The organism is Pseudomonas sp. NY15463, from assembly GCF_048068415.1.
In the GTDB taxonomy this organism is placed as follows: Bacteria; Pseudomonadota; Gammaproteobacteria; order Pseudomonadales; family Pseudomonadaceae; genus Aquipseudomonas; species Aquipseudomonas mosselii_C.
The window spans coordinates 582,725-598,593 of the sequence record NZ_JBLUQD010000003.1 but is presented as its reverse complement, the minus strand read 5'-3'; the positions used below and the strand labels follow the sequence as shown (position 1 = coordinate 598,593).

Annotated in this window: 14 protein-coding genes; 4 read left to right on the top strand and 10 right to left on the bottom strand. The window is 63.8% G+C overall.

Annotated elements, in window-relative coordinates:
* Positions 1-77 precede the first annotated feature (77 nt).
* A complete protein-coding gene (locus tag ACNFIC_RS10490) occupies positions 78-1,349 on the bottom strand; it encodes an aspartate aminotransferase family protein (RefSeq protein WP_416780956.1) in 1,272 nt (423 codons plus the stop codon).
* Between the two features lie 209 nt (positions 1,350-1,558).
* Here ACNFIC_RS10490 and ACNFIC_RS10485 point away from each other — a divergent pair, with 209 nt between their 5' ends.
* Complete coding sequence (locus ACNFIC_RS10485; RefSeq protein WP_416780955.1) at positions 1,559-2,482, top strand: LysR family transcriptional regulator; 924 nt, start codon at positions 1,559-1,561, stop codon at positions 2,480-2,482.
* Between the two features lie 300 nt (positions 2,483-2,782).
* Here the strand turns inward: ACNFIC_RS10485 and ACNFIC_RS10480 are convergent, their stop codons facing one another.
* From ACNFIC_RS10480 to bioB, 9 genes are all read right to left on the bottom strand, one after another.
* On the bottom strand, positions 2,783-4,561 hold the full coding sequence (locus tag ACNFIC_RS10480) for an acyl-CoA dehydrogenase C-terminal domain-containing protein (RefSeq protein ID WP_138220380.1): 1,779 nt from the start codon (positions 4,559-4,561) through the stop codon (positions 2,783-2,785).
* Between the two features lie 123 nt (positions 4,562-4,684).
* Positions 4,685-5,968 carry a diguanylate cyclase gene (locus tag ACNFIC_RS10475; RefSeq protein WP_416780954.1) on the bottom strand — a complete coding sequence of 428 codons (1,284 nt, stop codon included), beginning with the start codon at positions 5,966-5,968 and terminating at the stop codon, positions 4,685-4,687.
* A 235-nt stretch (positions 5,969-6,203) separates the two neighbouring features.
* Complete coding sequence (locus tag ACNFIC_RS10470; protein ID WP_138220382.1) at positions 6,204-8,009, bottom strand: phenylacyl-CoA dehydrogenase; 1,806 nt, start codon at positions 8,007-8,009, stop codon at positions 6,204-6,206.
* Positions 8,010-8,266: 257 nt separating this feature from the next.
* Positions 8,267-8,545 carry a pyrroloquinoline quinone biosynthesis protein PqqE gene (locus ACNFIC_RS10465; RefSeq protein ID WP_138220383.1) on the bottom strand — a complete coding sequence of 93 codons (279 nt, stop codon included), beginning with the start codon at positions 8,543-8,545 and terminating at the stop codon, positions 8,267-8,269.
* Between the two features lie 130 nt (positions 8,546-8,675).
* Positions 8,676-9,362 (bottom strand): dethiobiotin synthase, encoded by a 687-nt coding sequence (gene bioD, locus ACNFIC_RS10460; RefSeq protein WP_138220384.1) that lies wholly within the window; start codon positions 9,360-9,362, stop codon positions 8,676-8,678.
* Between the two features lies 1 nt (position 9,363).
* On the bottom strand, positions 9,364-10,188 hold the full coding sequence (gene bioC / locus ACNFIC_RS10455) for a malonyl-ACP O-methyltransferase BioC (protein WP_171030974.1): 825 nt from the start codon (positions 10,186-10,188) through the stop codon (positions 9,364-9,366).
* Positions 10,181-10,912: an alpha/beta fold hydrolase gene (locus tag ACNFIC_RS10450; protein ID WP_138220386.1), complete on the bottom strand. Its 732-nt coding sequence runs from the start codon at positions 10,910-10,912 to the stop codon at positions 10,181-10,183. Before ACNFIC_RS10450 ends, bioC begins: the two co-directional genes overlap by 8 nt.
* Positions 10,905-12,077, bottom strand: a complete 1,173-nt coding sequence (bioF, locus tag ACNFIC_RS10445) for an 8-amino-7-oxononanoate synthase (RefSeq protein WP_416780953.1) — start codon at positions 12,075-12,077, stop codon at positions 10,905-10,907. The genes ACNFIC_RS10450 and bioF overlap by 8 nt, the downstream gene beginning before the upstream one ends.
* 2 nt (positions 12,078-12,079) lie before the next feature.
* Positions 12,080-13,138, bottom strand: coding sequence for a biotin synthase BioB (bioB, locus tag ACNFIC_RS10440; protein ID WP_138220388.1), 1,059 nt, complete (start codon positions 13,136-13,138; stop codon positions 12,080-12,082).
* Between the two features lie 90 nt (positions 13,139-13,228).
* Between bioB and ACNFIC_RS10435 the strand changes: the two genes are divergently transcribed.
* From ACNFIC_RS10435 to ACNFIC_RS10425, 3 genes are all read left to right on the top strand, one after another.
* A complete protein-coding gene (locus ACNFIC_RS10435) occupies positions 13,229-13,966 on the top strand; it encodes a ComF family protein (protein ID WP_416780952.1) in 738 nt (245 codons plus the stop codon).
* A gap of 55 nt (positions 13,967-14,021) precedes the next feature.
* Complete coding sequence (locus tag ACNFIC_RS10430) at positions 14,022-14,786, top strand: TOBE domain-containing protein (RefSeq protein ID WP_138220390.1); 765 nt, start codon at positions 14,022-14,024, stop codon at positions 14,784-14,786.
* Between the two features lie 93 nt (positions 14,787-14,879).
* Complete coding sequence (locus ACNFIC_RS10425; protein WP_138220391.1) at positions 14,880-15,854, top strand: serine/threonine protein kinase; 975 nt, start codon at positions 14,880-14,882, stop codon at positions 15,852-15,854.
* Positions 15,855-15,869: the final 15 nt, after the last annotated feature.

Sequence of the window (15,869 nt, the reverse complement as noted above, 5' to 3'; positions counted from 1 at the left end):
AAAAAACGCCCCGGGCCAACCACTACAGGCCAAGGGCGATGCGCAGAAACGCGAGACGGTTCGTTGAAATTCGTTGATCAGGCTAGTCTTTCGCGGTGTTTGCGCGGGCGGGCATGTAGGCGTGCGAATGCACGCGCCAGGCGCAGCAGCATTTCGTCGATGTTGCCCTTGCTCACCGTCAGCGCCGGGGAGAAGCGCACCACGTCGGCCTGCGGCGCATCGAGCAGCAGCCCTTCCTCCAAGGCCGCCGCGACCAACGCCTGAGCATCGTCCTCACGCAACTGCAAGGCCCACAGCAAGCCCTGGCCACGTACCTCGCCCTGGGCATAACGGCCTGCCAGGCGACTCAAGCCCTCGCGCAGGTGACGGCCGGTGTCCTGGACCTGCTCGAAGAAACCCGGGGCCAGCAGCGTCTCCAACACCGCTAAACCCGCTGCGCACATCAGCGCATTACCGTGGTGGCTGCCCTGCAGTTCGCCAGGCTCGGCGCAGCAAGCGCTGCCCCGCGCCAGCAGCGCGGCTAGCGGTACGCCGCCGCCCAGCCCCTTGCCCAGGGTGATGATGTCGGCCCGAACGCCGTAGGTGTGCTCTGCCAACAGGGCGCCACAGCGTCCTGCGCCGGTTTGCACCTCATCGAGGATCAGCAAAATGCCTAGCTCACGGCACAACCGCTCGACCCCTTGCAGGTATTCACGCGTGGCCGGGATCACGCCTGCTTCGCCCTGGATCGGTTCGAGCATGATCGCCACCGTGCGCGAGTCGACCTCGGCATGCAGCGCGGCAAGGTCGTTGAACGGCACTTTGCTGAAACCGGGCAAGCCCGGCTCGCAGCGGTTGCACGGCAGTGGATCGGATGCCGACAGTGCCCCCAGGCTGCGACCGTGGCAGGCCTGGCTGACGGTGATGATGTGATAAGCCCCGTTGCGATGCCGTTGGCCCCACTTGCGCGCCAGCTTGATCGCGCCTTCGCAGGCCTCGGCACCACTGTTGAGCAGATAGGCCTGGTCACTGCCGGTGCTCTGGCATAGCTGCTCGGCCAAGCTCAGCAAGCTGTGGCTATGAAAACCAGCCCCCGGCGTGATCAGCGCTTGGGCCTGGTTACCCAACGCCTTCACCAGCACGCTCGGGCTATGCCCTAGGCTGTTGACCGCACCGCCTTGGGTGAAATCCAGATAGGCGACCCCGGCGTTGTCCCACAGCCAGGAGCCCTGGCCGCGTACGAACACCTGGGGCGCGCGCTTGCTGCCAGGCATCAGGCGCTCAGCGCCAGGCTGCACGGCAGCAACTGCCAGGGCACGGATGGGCTCGGCAGCGGCGGGCGCCGGACGGCGCAGCTTGAACAGGTTCATCAGGGCTCCAGCCAGTCACGGTAATCAGCGGTCAAGGCAGCCGGTCGAGCGCCGGATAGATATTTTGCCTTGCCTATCAAAAATGTTTTTCATTCGGGGTAACAATCACGCTCTTGATCGCTGTAACCCGCTGTAATACGGCGATAGACTAAGTGTCAGCAGGCCGCTCGGCCATTTCGTTTTAGCAGCTTTTTCAATAAGTAATACTTATGGATTTTCGCCAACTGCGTTATTTCGTCGCGGTGTATGAAGAGGGCCACGTGGGGCGCGCCGCCGAGCGCCTGTCCCTCTCGCAGCCGGCCCTGTCGCAGCAGATCCGCCAACTTGAGCACAGCCTCGACCTGAACCTGTTCGAGCGCAGCAACAAGCGCCTGCTGCCCACCTTGGCTGCACATACGCTGTACAACCACGCCCTGCCGCTGCTCGACGGGCTGCAACGGGCGCACGAGGCGATGCGCAACTTCAAGGGCCAATCACTGCGGACCCTGGCCATCGGCGTGCTGCAAACCGTACGCCCAAGCCTGGTACCCCAATTGCTGGAACGGGTACGCAAGGCTCAGCCGCATCTGGTGGTGCAGATCTATGAATTGTCTGGCCTGGAGATCGAACGGCGCCTGCTCAACGGCCACCTGGACATCGGCATCAGCTACCTGCCGCCACGCCAACCGGGCCTGCATGGTTTGCTGCTGTACGAAGATGAGTTGCAACTGGTCATCCCCAAAACCCACCCGCTGAAAGATTTCAAGAAGGTGTCCATTCGCCAGGCAGCGGAACTGCCGATGCTGATGCTCGGCGAGGAGTTCCAGGTCCGTCAGATCTGGAAAGCGCAGTTGGCCAATCAGGGACGCAGGCCGCAGGTGCAGGCCGAGATGAACAACATGGCGGGGATTCTCGACAGCCTGGCCCACACCTCACTGGCGACCATTCTGCCAGGCCGGGCCAAGGATGCCGCCGAAGACGACCAAGCGTTGCTGTGGAAACCGTTGAGCGAGCCACGGGTGCCGCTGAAGGTAGGGCTGGTGTTTCGCGATGCACAACGTCAGCAGGCGTCAGTGGAGCTGCTACGTACCTTGCTCGAAGAAGAAACCGACGCGCGCCACTTGAGTGGATCGCCCCTGGATGTTCTGGGCTAAATCACGCGCACAAAGAAAACCCCGCCGAAGCGGGGTTTTCCAGACTGTTTCCCTTTTTGACTTCCTTTTCTTCCCGCCGTCCTGGCGAGACATCCTTCGTGTGTCCCTGTTCTGTCCATTGCGCTTCCTGCGCTCCGTCCATGTAAGAAAGATTAACTGTGGATCCAATTTTAGGAAAGTGGAGAAAAGCCGCCACGTCACGTAAGAGAAAGCTTACAAGCGCCCTACATTCGCCTATGGCACCCACCGCGCCCCGTCGGCACACGGCTCAGCGTGTGCCGCGAAGGCGGCCAGGCTGAATCAGAACTGTGCCGCGTCGAGTAGGTAAAGCGACTCACTGCCCGCCTTGACCGACGCCACCAGCGACTGCACCCGTGGCAACAGACGCGCGAAGTAGAATCGTGCGGTTCCCAGCTTGGCTGCATAGAAGTCCGCATCGCCTTGCCCAGCCTTGGCCGCACGAGCCATCAAGGCCCACATATAGGCGTAGGCCACATAGCCGAACGCGTGCAGGTACTCCACCGAGGCCGCGCCGATCTCGTCAGGGTTGCCCTTGGCCTTGTCGAGTACCCAGGCGGTCAGTTCGTCGAGCTGGCCCAGAGCGGCCGCCAGTGGGCGGGTGAACTCGCCGTGCTCGCCCTCGGCGCTGGCGATGAACTGGCGGATTTCGTCGGCGAACAGCGTGTAGTAGGCGCCGCCGCTGCCCACCACCTTGCGCCCCATCAGGTCGAGGGCCTGGATACCGTTGGTGCCTTCGTAGATCTGGGTAATGCGCACGTCGCGAACCAACTGTTCCTGGCCCCACTCGCGGATATAGCCGTGCCCACCGAATACCTGCTGGCCATGCACGGTGCACTCCAGGCCCAGGTCGGTGAGGAAGGCCTTGGCCACCGGGGTCAGCAACGCGACCAGGGCGTCGCTGCGCTCGCGGGTGGCCTTGTCCTCACTGAACTTGGCGCTGTCCAGCTGCATTGCCACGTAGGTAGAAAACGCCCGGCCGCCCTCGATCAGCGCCTTCATGGTCAGCAGCATGCGCCGCACATCCGGGTGCACGATGATCGGGTCGGCGACCTTGTCCTTGGCCTGCGGGCCGGTCGGGGCGCGGCTTTGCAGGCGATCACGGGCGTACTCGACGGCATTCTGATAGGAACGCTCAGCCGAGGCCAGGCCCTGGATGCCGACCCCGAGGCGCTCGTAGTTCATCATGGTGAACATCGCCGCCAGGCCTTTGTTCGGCTCGCCCACGAGATAACCGACGGCTTGGTCGAAGTTCATCACACAGGTGGCCGAGGCCTGAATGCCCATCTTGTGCTCGATCGAGCCGCAGGTGACCGGGTTGCGTGCACCCAGGCTACCGTCATCGTTGACCATGAACTTAGGCACCAGGAACAGCGAAATACCCTTGGGCCCCGCCGGGGCGTCCGGCAGCTTGGCCAGCACCAGATGAATGATGTTCTCGGTCAGGTCGTGCTCACCCCCGGTGATGAAGATCTTGGTGCCACTGATCCTATAGCTGCCATCGGCCTGGGGGTCGGCCTTGGTGCGGATGATGCCCAGGTCAGTACCGGCGTGGGGCTCGGTCAGGCACATGGAACCGGCCCAGACGCCGGCGTACATGTTCGGCAGGTACTTTGCCTTCAACGCCTCGCTGGCATGGGCATTGATCGACAGGCAGGCGCCAGCGGTCAGCATCGGGTACAAACCAAAGGCCAGGCTGGAGGCATTGATCATCTCCTCGACCTGGGCCGAAATGGCCTTGGGCATGCCCATGCCACCAAACAGCGGATCACCACCCACGCCTACCCAGCCACCTTCGGCGTAGGTGGCATAAGCCTGAATGAAGCCTGCGGGGGTTCTGACCGCGCCGTTATCCCAGTGGCAGCCCTCTTCGTCAGCGGCGCGGCTGAGCGGGGCGATGGTCTTGCTGGTGACCTTGCCGGCCTCCTCCAGCACGGCCATGGCCGTGTCGGCATCGACCACATCGGCCAGGCCAGGGAGTTGCGACCAGAGCGTGGCCACGTCGAAGACTTCATTGAGAACGAAGCGCATATCGCGCAGGGGCGCTTTATAGTCAGCCATGACAACCTCTCGCTATAAGGGTCGGAGCGGTCCTACGGGACCGCGGCACTGGGTTGGAAGCAGTGTAACCGAACAACTTTTACGAGACATAGGGTCATCATGCGACTGAATAGTCAGCCACGGTCACACCATGCGAATGGCGCCTCGCCGTGATTGCTGACCGAACGTCATCACACAGTTACGCCCGGCACCTTTGGCGCTATACAGCGCCTGGTCGGCAGACTTGAGCACTTCCTCGGGGTTGCGGTGCTCCACCTGGCGCTCGGCCACACCGATACTGATGGTCACCGAAACCGTCTGGCTGCCATTGCCGCTGCGGCGTTGGCGACCCGCAGAGTCGTCCTGCGGGCGGTTGCTCTGGTCACGCAGCTGGATCGCGTAGTTGGCGATCATCTCGCGTACCGCCTCCAGGTGCGGCAGGCACTCCTCGGCGGTCTTGCCGGCGAACACCAGGGCGAACTCCTCGCCCCCATAACGGTAGGCACGCCCGCCACCGGTAACCTTGGACAGGCGACTGGCGACCAGGCGCAGGACCTGGTCGCCAACATCGTGACCATGGGTATCGTTGAATTTCTTGAAGTGATCGACGTCGGTCATGGCGATCACATAGTTGCGCCCCAGGCGCTGCATGCGCTCGTTCAGCGCGCGGCGCCCCGGCAGCCCGGTCAGCTCGTCGCGGAAGGCCATCTGGTAGGCCTCGTGGGACACCGCTGCGGCGATCATCAGCATCACCTGGCTGCACATGATGTTGAGCGTGAACGGCAGGATGAAAGTCTTGGGCAGCATCCAGAAAATACCCAGCAGCCCAATGATCTGCGCCGCATGCAGCGGGCGCGGCTCACGCAGGTACTGCACCACCAGCAGGATGAATACCCCCAGGAACAATGGGTAGGCCAACTGGATCAAGCTCATCCACTGGCCATGCAGCGAAGGCCAGCGGATCTCCGCCAGCCAACTGAGCAGCGCCTGCGGGAAACTCTGCTCCAGCGCCACCGCCACACTCCCTACCGCGAACAACACGGCAAAGCGCGCGAGCATATCCTGGGCCAGGTGGGTACGCTCCTGCCACGCGGCGTACAAGCCGAACAATGCTGGTAGCAACAGGCAGACCAGGTGGAAGATCACCGCAGCGTCTTCACGGACCCGGCCGTTGTCTCGGTAGTAGTCGGTCTGGGTGTCGAGGAGGAAATAGGCGATGTATACCGTGACCATCAGGAACAACTCGCGCTGACGACGGTATACCGCGCAGTAGGCACCGCCGAGCAGCAGCACCAAGGTTGGCAGCACGTTGAACAACGAAGTGAAGAAGACGCTCAGGTCCCTGACATAAGCTGCCGCCAGCCCCGCCAACAACAGCACCAGCGACGGCAGGAAATGACTTGCGCGTACAGCGGATAAACGAAACAAGGGTAATCTCCGACCCGGCAGATCGATAATGGCATTGTGCCTTTAGTTCATCGGCAGTGCACATGAATAGATAAAGATTGACGTCGGTTTAACGGCGGTTGGCTGGGATGCTTGAGGGGTGTTCGTAACTGGATGCGTCGATTTGTCGGAAACCGCCTGTGCTGTACCGTCCAAGCTTTGCAAAAAAAAAAACGCCTGCCGGTAAGGGCAGGCGTTTTTCGAACAGCCTTCAGGTTCAGCAGGACAGACCGAAGTCTTCTTCCTTCATGGCCATCAGGTTGTTGGCGCCGGACAGGATCGCCGCCACGTGGCTACGGGTGCGCGGCAAGATGCGCTGGAAATAGAAGCGCGCAGTTTGCAGCTTAGCGGTGTAGAACGCCTCTTCGTGGGTACCGGCAGCCAGTTTTTCGGCCGCCAGGCGCGCGATGTCAGCCCAGAAGTAGGCCAGGCACGCGTAGCCGGAGTACATCAGGTAGTCCACGCTAGCCGCGCCCACCTCCTCGCGGTCCTTCATCGCGGCCATGCCGATCTTCATGGTCAGCTCGCCCCACTCCTTGTTGAGGGCCGCCAGCGGCTCGACGAATTCGCGAGTCGCGTCGTTGCCTTCCTGGCCCTGGCAGAATTTGTGGACGATCTTGGTGAAGCCTTTGAGCGCTTCACCTTGGGTCATCAAGACCTTACGCCCGAGCAGGTCGAGGGCCTGAATGCCGGTGGTGCCTTCGTACAGCATCGAGATGCGGCTGTCGCGCACGTTCTGCTCCATGCCCCACTCGGCGATGAAACCGTGGCCACCGTAGATCTGAACGCCGTGGTTGGCAGCCTCGAAGCCGACTTCGGTCATGAACGCCTTGGCGATCGGGGTGAGGAACGCCAGCAGCGCATCGGCCTGCTTGCGCGCTTCTTCGTCCTGGCTGTACTTGGCGATATCCACTTGCTTGGCGGTGAAGTAGACCATCGCACGGTTGCCTTCGGCGAAGGCTTTCATGGTCAGCAGCATGCGCCGCACGTCGGGGTGGACGATGATCGGGTCAGCCGCCTTGTCAGGCGCTTTCGGGCCGGTCAGCGAACGCATTTGCAGGCGGTCACGGGCGTACTTCAGGCCGCCCTGGAACGCCACCTCGGCGTGCGCCAGGCCTTGCAGCGCGGTGCCCAGGCGAGCGGTGTTCATGAAGGTGAACATGCAGTTCAGGCCTTTGTTGGCCGGGCCGATCAGGTAGCCGGTAGCGCCATCGAAGTTCATCACGCAGGTAGCGTTGCCGTGGATACCCATCTTGTGCTCGAGGGAGCCGCAGCTCACGCCGTTGCGTTCACCCACACCACCTTGGGCGTCGGGCAGGAACTTCGGCACGATGAACAGCGAGATACCCTTGGTGCCAGCCGGCGCATCGGGCAGGCGAGCCAGGACGATATGGACGATGTTGGCGGCCATGTCGTGTTCACCGGCCGAGATGAAAATCTTGGTGCCGGTCACTTTGTAGCTGCCGTCGGCCTGGGGTTCGGCCTTGGTGCGCAGCATGCCCAGATCGGTACCGCAGTGCGGCTCGGTCAGACACATAGTCCCGGTCCACTCACCAGATACCAGCTTAGTCAGGTAGGTGTGCTGCTGTTCGGGGGTGCCATGCGCGGAAATGGTATTCATAGCACCATGCGACAGGCCTGGGTACATGCCCCACGACCAGTTGGCCTCACCGACCATCTCGCTCAGGGCCAAGCCCAGCGACTCAGGCAAGCCTTGGCCGCCGTGGGCGACGTCGTGCGCCAGACTCGGCCAGCCACCTTCGACGAACTGCGCATAGGCTTCCTTGAAGCCGGTCGGGGTCTTAACACCCGACTCACTCCAGGTGCAGCCTTCCTGGTCACCGACACGGTTCAGCGGGGCCAGCACCTGCTCACAGAATTTCGCGCCTTCTTCGAGGATCGCGTCGACCATGTCGGGCGTGGCGTCCTGGCAACCCGGCAGGCTCTGATAATGCGCCTCATAGCCGAGCAGCTCGTCGCGGACGAAGCGGATATCACGCAAGGGGGCTTTGTAATCAGGCATTGCGATGAACCTCTGTGATGAGTTCGGTGGGGTGACCGCGGATACCGACCAGCTCTTGGTGGCTTTCGGTCAAACAGTTGTTTGAAACTTACGTTTAGGTGGGGCCATTGTCAAGGAGACGCAATAGCGACATTTACGCCGCCGAACATGACATTTACGCCAAACCTCCCCAAAAACATCGCGGGGCAAGCCCGCCCCCACGCGCTCAGGCGCAGGAGCGGGCTTGCCCCGCTAGGAATGCCGGATGAATCGAGCGATCAGGCGTAGGTGTCGATCAATCGACCGAGCATTTCGTCGGAGGCCTTGGCCACCTTCACGCCCAGCTCGACTTCCTGCTTGCCCAGCGCCAACTGCACGGTGCTGGTAGCAAGGTCCATCTGCTGGCTGCGGTCCACGCCGCGCAGGCGCTCGGCCTGGTAGTCGCTGGACTGGCTGGTGTTGCTGGCAATCTGTTGAGCGGCTTGGTCGACGCGGGTCTGCCCGGTCTGAATGGCACCAAGGCCCGCATAGAAGGCGGAACCGGTGTTGATGTCCATGTCAGTACTCCGTGGACGCTGAATGAATGAATCTGCTGCAATTAAAGCAGGCCTGGCACGAAAAGGCCCGTTTAAATCCCTAATAGCCTAGTGCCAGCCCATAGAGATGAATGATGCTGCGCCCGTGACGTCAGCACTCATCCAGCAAATCCAGGTGCAAATGCGCCGCCACCGCCTCGGCGCTGGCCTGCTTCAGCCAGGGTACGCGCCCCAGGCAGGGGGCCGGCAGGCGCTCGGCGAGGCTGGCCAGGTTTTCTTCGAGCCGCGAGGTCTTCGGTTCGACGATGTTGGCGACCCACCCGGCCAACTGCAACCCGTCGGCGGCAATGGCCTCGGCACTGAGCAGCGCATGGTTGATACACCCCAGGCGCACGCCCACCACCAGGATCACCGGCAGATTCAAGGCAATCGCTAGGTCCGACAAGTTGGCATGATCCGACAACGGCACGCGCCAGCCACCGGCGCCCTCGACCAGGGTGAAATCAGCCTGCTGGTCGAGCACCTGACGCATGGCCTTGAGCAAGGTCGGCACCTCGAGCGCCACACCCGCCTCACGTGCTGCGACATGCGGCGCGATGGCAGGTTCGAAAGCGAACGGATTGACCTGTCGGTATGGCAGCTTGATCGAGCTTTCGTCGATCAGCGCCAGCGCATCGCTGTTGCGCAACCCTTTAGGGGTCACCACGCACCCCGAGGCCACCGGCTTGGCGGCCAAGGTACTGAGGTTTTGCGCACGCGCCGCACGCAGCAAGCCGGCTGCGATGGTGGTCTTGCCCACGTCGGTATCGGTTCCGGCAATGAAATACGCCTGGCTCATCTTATTGCCCCTGCTGCCTGGATTTACGCAATACCCCATAGACCACCTGGTAGGTGGTCGGCAGGCCCTGGGGCTGGCGGAACCGTTCGTAGGCTTGCAACAGCGCCTGCATGCGCGCGCGGCCGGTCAACCCGGAGGGCCGCCCGGGGTTGAGGTTGTGCGCGCCGAGGGCCTTGAGTTCATGGGTGAGGCTACGCACATCGGGGTAATACAACACCTGGGGGCGGCGTTGCAGTTCGATCACCTCCAGGGGGCTGTCATCGCACAATCGCTGGTAGTCCTCGAAGCGGCGAAAACGGTTGACGTGCACCATGCCATCCACCGCCTGCCAACTGGCGCGCAGCTCGTCCAGGGTGCCCACGCACAGGCTGCTGAACGCCATGACGCCACCAGGTCGCAGCACCCGTCGGGCCTCCTCGAGCACGCCAGCGAAGCCATCGCACCATTGCAGCGCCAGGCTACTGAACAGCAGGTCGATCGTCCCATCGCCCAGCGGTAGGCGCTCTGCATCGCCCGCCACGTGATGGCATGCCCCGCCGCGTTCACGGGCATGGCGCAACATGCCCTCGGCGATATCCACAGCCAGGCCTTGCGCATCGCTGAAACGCTCGGCCAGCAACCGGCTGAAATGCCCAGTGCCGCTGCCCAGGTCAAGCCAGCGCTGCGGCGTCAGCCCTTCGTCGAGCCTGCCCAGCAACGCCACCCCCACCGCACGCTGCAAGGCGGCCACGCTGTCGTAGCTGGCCGCTGCGCGGGAGAAGGAAGCCGCCACCTGGCGCTTGTCCGGGAGGTGGCCGGGCAGGTTGGGCTGGGAAAGGTCAGTCATCGCCACTCTCATGCAGGAAACTCTTGATGCCCGCGGCCAACTCCTGTGGATACTCCAGCAAGAAGGCGTGGGAACTGTCTTCGACCAGCCCGACTTCGACATCAGGCAACAGGTCGCTGAGGGCCTTGGCCGCACTCGCCGGGACCAGCGCATCGCTACCGGCGAACACGTGCAACTGCGGGCCGCTGTAGTGCTCCAGAGCATGACGGGTGTCGAGTTTCTCCAGCACCTCAAGGCCAGTGGCCAGGTACAGCGGATCGGTATCTGGCACGCCAACCCCTAACTGGCGCAGCAACGTGCGCGGTTGCTGGGCACCGTCGCTGCATAGCGTACGAAAACGCTTGAGGGTGACCTGGGTGTGGCTGCGACAGCCATCCAAGAAGGTGCCGAAGGTGTCCGCTGGCATGCCATGCGGCCAGTCCGCCCGGGCCACGAAGCTGGGGTTGCTGCCCAAGGTCAACAGACCACAGCAATGATCGCCACGCCGGTGCGCCAGGGCACTGGCGAGCATGCCCCCCAATGACCATCCCCCCAGCCACACATCGGTGGGCAAGGTACGGTCCAGGTGCGCGAGCCACGCCTCGGGGTCGCTGTCGGCCAACTCCGGCAGCGGCATCAGTTCGACGTGCAGGCGCAGGTCCTGGGCGCGCAGGCTGGCGGCCAAAGGCTCCAGCGCGGCGCAGCCCAGGCCCCAGCCAGGCAATAGGATGAGTCGGTTACGCATCGGCGGACTCCAACGGTGAATAGCACTCGGCCAATGCGTTCAACAATAGCTGTACCTGAGCCTCGCTGTGCGCCGCGCTCAACGTGACCCTCAGGCGCGCGCTGCCCGCTGGCACCGTCGGTGGGCGAATGGCAGTCACCAACAGGCCACGTTCGCGCAGGCGCTGCGACAGCGCCATGGCGCGCGCGGCATCACCGATCAGGATCGGCTGGATCGCGGTGTGGCTATCCATCAAGGTCAGGCCAATCTGCTCAGCGCCCTCGCGGAACTGGCGAATCAACCCGGCCAGGTGCTCACGCCGCCAGGCTTGCTCACGCAGCAGTGTCAGCGCCTTCAACGTGGCGCACGCAAGCGCCGGAGGCTGGCTAGTGGTGTAGATGTAGGGGCGGGCGAACTGTACCAACGCTTCGATCAGTTCTTCGCTACCGGCGACGAACGCACCGGAGGTGCCACAGGCCTTGCCCAGGGTGCCAATCAGCACCGGTACATCCTCGATACCCAGGCCATGCTGCTCCACCAGACCACCGCCGTTGGCGCCAAGGGTGCCGAACCCGTGGGCATCATCGACCATCAGCCAGGCGCCGCGCGCCTTCGCCACCTTGGCCAGGGCCGGTAGGTCGGCGCAGTCGCCGTCCATGCTGAACACACCGTCAGTGACCACCAGGGTGTTACCAGAGGCCTTGTCCAGACGGCTGGCCAGGCTGGCAGGATCGTTGTGCAAGTAGCGACTGAAGCGCGCACCGCTGAGCAACCCGCCGTCGAGCAACGAGGCATGGTTGAGGCGGTCTTGCAGCACGGTATCGCCCTGCCCCACCAGCGCGGTGATCGCCCCGAGGTTGGCCATGTAGCCGGTAGAAAACAGCAACGCGCGCGGGCGCCCGGTCAGTTCGGCAAGCGCCTCTTCTACCTGGTGATGCGGGGTGCTGTGGCCAATCACCAGATGCGAGGCCCCACCGCCGACGCCCCAGCGCGCGGCCCCGTCGCGCCACGCCTCGATCACCTCGGGGTGATTGGCCAGGCCCAGGTAATCGTTGCTGCAAAAGGCCAGCAGCGGCTGGCCGTCGACCACCACCTGCGGCCCCTGCGGGCTTTGCAGCAGGGGGCGTTGGCGGTACAGGTCTGCGGCGCGCCGTTCGGCCAGCCGCGCGGCGAGGTCGAAGGCCATGCTCAGGCCGTGGCTGCGTCGTAGAACAGCTCGCTGCTGCGCTGCTCGACCAGCGCCTGTTCGATGGCCGCTTGGTGCACTTCGTCGGCGTGTTCTTCACGGGCCTCGGGCTGGATGCCAAGGCGCGCGAACAGCTGCATGTCCTTGTCGGCCTGCGGGTTGGCGGTGGTCAGCAGTTTCTCGCCATAGAAGATCGAGTTGGCACCGGCCATGAACGCCAGGGCCTGCATCTGTTCGTTCATCTGCTCACGGCCAGCGGACAGGCGCACGTGGGACTTGGGCATGAGCACACGGGCCACGGCCAACATGCGGATGAAGTCGAACGGGTCGACGTCTTCTTCTTCGGCCAACGGGGTGCCGGCGACTTTGACCAGCATGTTGATGGGCACCGACTCCGGGTGCTCGGGCAGGTTGGCCAGCTGGATCAACAGGCCTGCGCGGTCGTCCAGCGATTCGCCCATGCCGAGAATACCGCCAGAGCAGATCTTCATGCCGGCCTCGCGCACGTAAGCCAGGGTCTGCAAGCGCTCGCTGTAGGTGCGGGTAGTGATGATGCTGCCGTAGAACTCCGGCGAGGTGTCGAGGTTGTGGTTGTAGTAGTCCAGGCCGGCCTTGGCCAGGGCCTCGGTCTGCTCCTGGTCGAGCTTGCCGAGGGTCATGCAGGTTTCCAGGCCCATGGCCTTGACCCCTTTGACCATCTCCAGCACGTAGGGCATGTCTTTGGCCGAGGGGTGCTTCCAGGCAGCCCCCATGCAGAAGCGGGTCGAGCCGATGGCCTTGGCCCGGGCCGCCTCCTCCAGCACTTTCTGCACTTCCATCAGTTTCTGCTTTTCCAGCCCGGTGTTGTAGTGGCCGGACTGCGGACAATATTTGCAATCTTCCGGGCAGGCGCCGGTCTTGATCGACAGCAGGGTCGAGACCTGCACGCGGTTGGGGTCGAAGTGCGCGCGGTGGACGGTCTGGGCCTGGAACAGCAGGTCGTTGAACGGTTGCTGGAACAGCGCCTTGACCTCGGCCAGGGACCAGTCGTGACGTGTGGTTGCAATTGGGCTGGCGCTCATCGGCGTTTCCTTATCTAGGGTCTGACTGACGCCTGGACAACAACCGTCCACGCGCGCATCACGGATAGCACGAATACTCACGGAAGGCCCATGAACTGTCAACTGAATGCAAAATCTCTAGTCAACATCTGTATAAATAATAACCACACCTGTTTACTCTGCGACGAGCCTGCCGCGCAGCCCTGGCCGCTGTGCGCCGCCTGCGAATGCGAACTGCCCTGGCTGACCGAGCAATGCCGTTGCTGCGCCCTGCCGCTTGCCCTTGACGGCCTCCTGTGCGCGCCGTGCACGCGGCGCAAACCGGCGTTCAGCCGGGTGATCGCCGCCTGGCACTACCGCTTCCCGGTCGACACCTTGGTCAGCCGTTTCAAGCACAACCGTCAGTGGCCGCTGGGTCGCCTGCTGGCCGAACTGCTCGTCCAGGCGCTGGAACACCGCTACGGGGAAGGTTTGCCACGCCCAGACCTGTTGTTGCCTGTCCCCCTGGCAAAGGCTCGACTGCGCCAGCGCGGCTACAACCAGGCCGCGATGCTCGCCCGCTGGCTGGCCAAGCCGCTGCGCCTGCCGTGCGACGAGCGGCTGCTCGAACGCACCCGCGACACCCGCGCGCAGCAGGCCTTGGATGCCAGGGCCCGGCAAGGCAACCTGCGCCAGGCCTTCGCCGTGCGCAATGCCGATAGCCTCAAAGGCCTGCACCTGGCAGTGGTGGATGATGTATTGACCACTGGCGCCACTGCCCAAGCCATCGCGCAGCTGCTGCGCCAACACGGCGCGCGCCGGGTCGATGTGTATTGCCTGGCCCGCACACCGCGGCCCGGCCAGGCTTGACTTGAGCCGGTACGGGCGGCACCGTCGCACGACGCTCACTGCCCGATGCTCGCCCATGTCTTTGCCCGTCCTGCTCACCCAACACATCGCCCGCCGCCCGCAGCGCATCGCCCTGTTGCAGCATGTCGCCGAGCAAGGCTCAATCACGCGCGCCGCCAAGGCCGCCGGTATCAGTTACAAAGCGGCCTGGGATGCCATCGACGAACTCAACAACCTGGCCGAGCTGCCGCTGGTCGTGCGCAGCACCGGGGGGCGTGGTGGCGGCGGTGCACGGTTGTCGGAGGCCGGCGAACGGGTCCTGCGGCTTTACCAGCGCCTGCACGCTTTGCAGGCAGAATTTCTTGAGGCCGCCGAGCACAGCGGCGACCTCGACCTGTTGGGCCGCCTGATGTTGCGCACCAGTGCGCGCAACCAGTTGCAGGGACAGATCTGCGGCCTGCGCCGAGAGGGCCGCTATGACCGCATCAGCCTGACACTGAGCGGCGGGCTGGAGATCGCCGCACTGATCACCGAGGACAGCACCGAGCGCCTGGGATTGACCTTGGGCGCCACGGTGGTGGCCCTGCTCAAGGCAGGCTGGGTCCAACTGCTTGCCGCAGACGCTGCGCCAGACCCTCAGAGCAATTGCCTGGAGGCGACGATCGAGGCGCTTCTGGCAGCCAGCCAAGGCCCCACCGAAGTGAAGCTGCTGTTGGGCAATCGTCAGACCCTCTGCGCCTTCGCCGAGGCCGACTGGCTGCACGCGCAAGGCCTGCAAGCCGGCAGCACGGTGCGGGTGCAGTTCCACCCCTCGTTGGTGCTGCTTGGCGTGCCAGCCTAGCCGAGGCTTGCGCGATGAGGGGGATTGGGTAACGCTGCCGCACCTGAGCATCGCGCACCTGCCGCCGCGATGCCGCTGTTCACCGGAGTCCGCATGTCCCACCCGTTCGACGCCCTCACCCCTGACCTCGTCCTAGATGCCGTGGAAAGCCTCGGCTTTTTGAGCGATGCCCGCGTCCTGGCGCTCAATAGCTACGAGAACCGGGTCTACCAGGTGGGCATCGAGGACGCCCAACCGCTGGTCGCCAAGTTCTACCGCCCTGGACGCTGGAGCGATGCCGCGATCCTCGAAGAGCACGCCTTCAGCGCCGAATTGGCCGACTGCGAGGTGCCGGTGGTGGCGCCGTTGCAACATGAAGGGCGCTCGCTTTTCGAGCATCAGGGCTATCGCTTTGCCTTGTTCCCGCGCCGAGGTGGTCATGCCCCGGAGCCAGGTAACCTCGATCAGCTCTATCGCCTTGGCCAATTGCTCGGTCGCCTGCATGCCGTCAGCGCCACCCGTGCCTTCGCGCATCGCGAAGCGCTGGCGGTGGACAACTTCGGCCACGCCTCGCTGCGCACCCTGCTCGACGGCAATTTCGTGCCCCGTGAACTGCTGCCCGCCTACGAGTCGGTCGCCCGCGACCTGCTCAAGCGCGTCGAGGACATCTATGCGCGCACCCCATACCAAACGATCCGCCTGCATGGCGACCTGCACCCTGGCAACCTGATGCACCGCGACGAGGTCTATCACGTGGTCGACCTCGACGACTGCCGCATGGGTCCGGCCGTGCAAGACCTGTGGATGATGCTCGCCGGCAACCGCGAAGAACGCCTGGGCCAACTGGCCGAGCTGATCGACGGCTACAACGAATTCCACGATTTCGACCCCCGCGAGCTGGCGCTGATCGAACCCCTGCGCGCGTTGCGTCAGTTGCACTACAGCGCCTGGCTGGCGCGGCGCTGGGACGACCCGGCATTTCCTCCGAGCTTCCCGTGGTTCGGCCAACCACGCTACTGGGGCGACCAGATCCTTGCCCTGCGTGAGCAAATCGCGGCGCTGGACGAAGAACCGCTCAAATTGTTCTAGGGGCTGGCTACACTA

What these genes read in the sequence shown, in the direction of transcription:
- bioF (WP_416780953.1), bottom strand. Translation starts at nt 12,077, where the DNA reads ATGGCCTTCGACCTCGCCGCGCGGCTGGCCGAACGGCGCGCCGCAGAC.
- bioD (WP_138220384.1), bottom strand. Translation starts at nt 9,362, where the DNA reads ATGAGCCAGGCGTATTTCATTGCCGGAACCGATACCGACGTGGGCAAG.
- ACNFIC_RS10425 (WP_138220391.1), top strand. Translation starts at nt 14,880, where the DNA reads ATGTCCCACCCGTTCGACGCCCTCACCCCTGACCTCGTCCTAGATGCC.
- ACNFIC_RS10465 (WP_138220383.1), bottom strand. Translation starts at nt 8,545, where the DNA reads ATGGACATCAACACCGGTTCCGCCTTCTATGCGGGCCTTGGTGCCATT.
- ACNFIC_RS10485 (WP_416780955.1), top strand. Translation starts at nt 1,559, where the DNA reads ATGGATTTTCGCCAACTGCGTTATTTCGTCGCGGTGTATGAAGAGGGC.
- ACNFIC_RS10480 (WP_138220380.1), bottom strand. Translation starts at nt 4,561, where the DNA reads ATGGCTGACTATAAAGCGCCCCTGCGCGATATGCGCTTCGTTCTCAAT.
- bioB (WP_138220388.1), bottom strand. Translation starts at nt 13,138, where the DNA reads ATGAGCGCCAGCCCAATTGCAACCACACGTCACGACTGGTCCCTGGCC.
- ACNFIC_RS10430 (WP_138220390.1), top strand. Translation starts at nt 14,022, where the DNA reads ATGTCTTTGCCCGTCCTGCTCACCCAACACATCGCCCGCCGCCCGCAG.
- ACNFIC_RS10450 (WP_138220386.1), bottom strand. Translation starts at nt 10,912, where the DNA reads ATGCGTAACCGACTCATCCTATTGCCTGGCTGGGGCCTGGGCTGCGCC.
- ACNFIC_RS10470 (WP_138220382.1), bottom strand. Translation starts at nt 8,009, where the DNA reads ATGCCTGATTACAAAGCCCCCTTGCGTGATATCCGCTTCGTCCGCGAC.
- ACNFIC_RS10435 (WP_416780952.1), top strand. Translation starts at nt 13,229, where the DNA reads ATGAACTGTCAACTGAATGCAAAATCTCTAGTCAACATCTGTATAAAT.
- bioC (WP_171030974.1), bottom strand. Translation starts at nt 10,188, where the DNA reads ATGACTGACCTTTCCCAGCCCAACCTGCCCGGCCACCTCCCGGACAAG.
- ACNFIC_RS10490 (WP_416780956.1), bottom strand. Translation starts at nt 1,349, where the DNA reads ATGAACCTGTTCAAGCTGCGCCGTCCGGCGCCCGCCGCTGCCGAGCCC.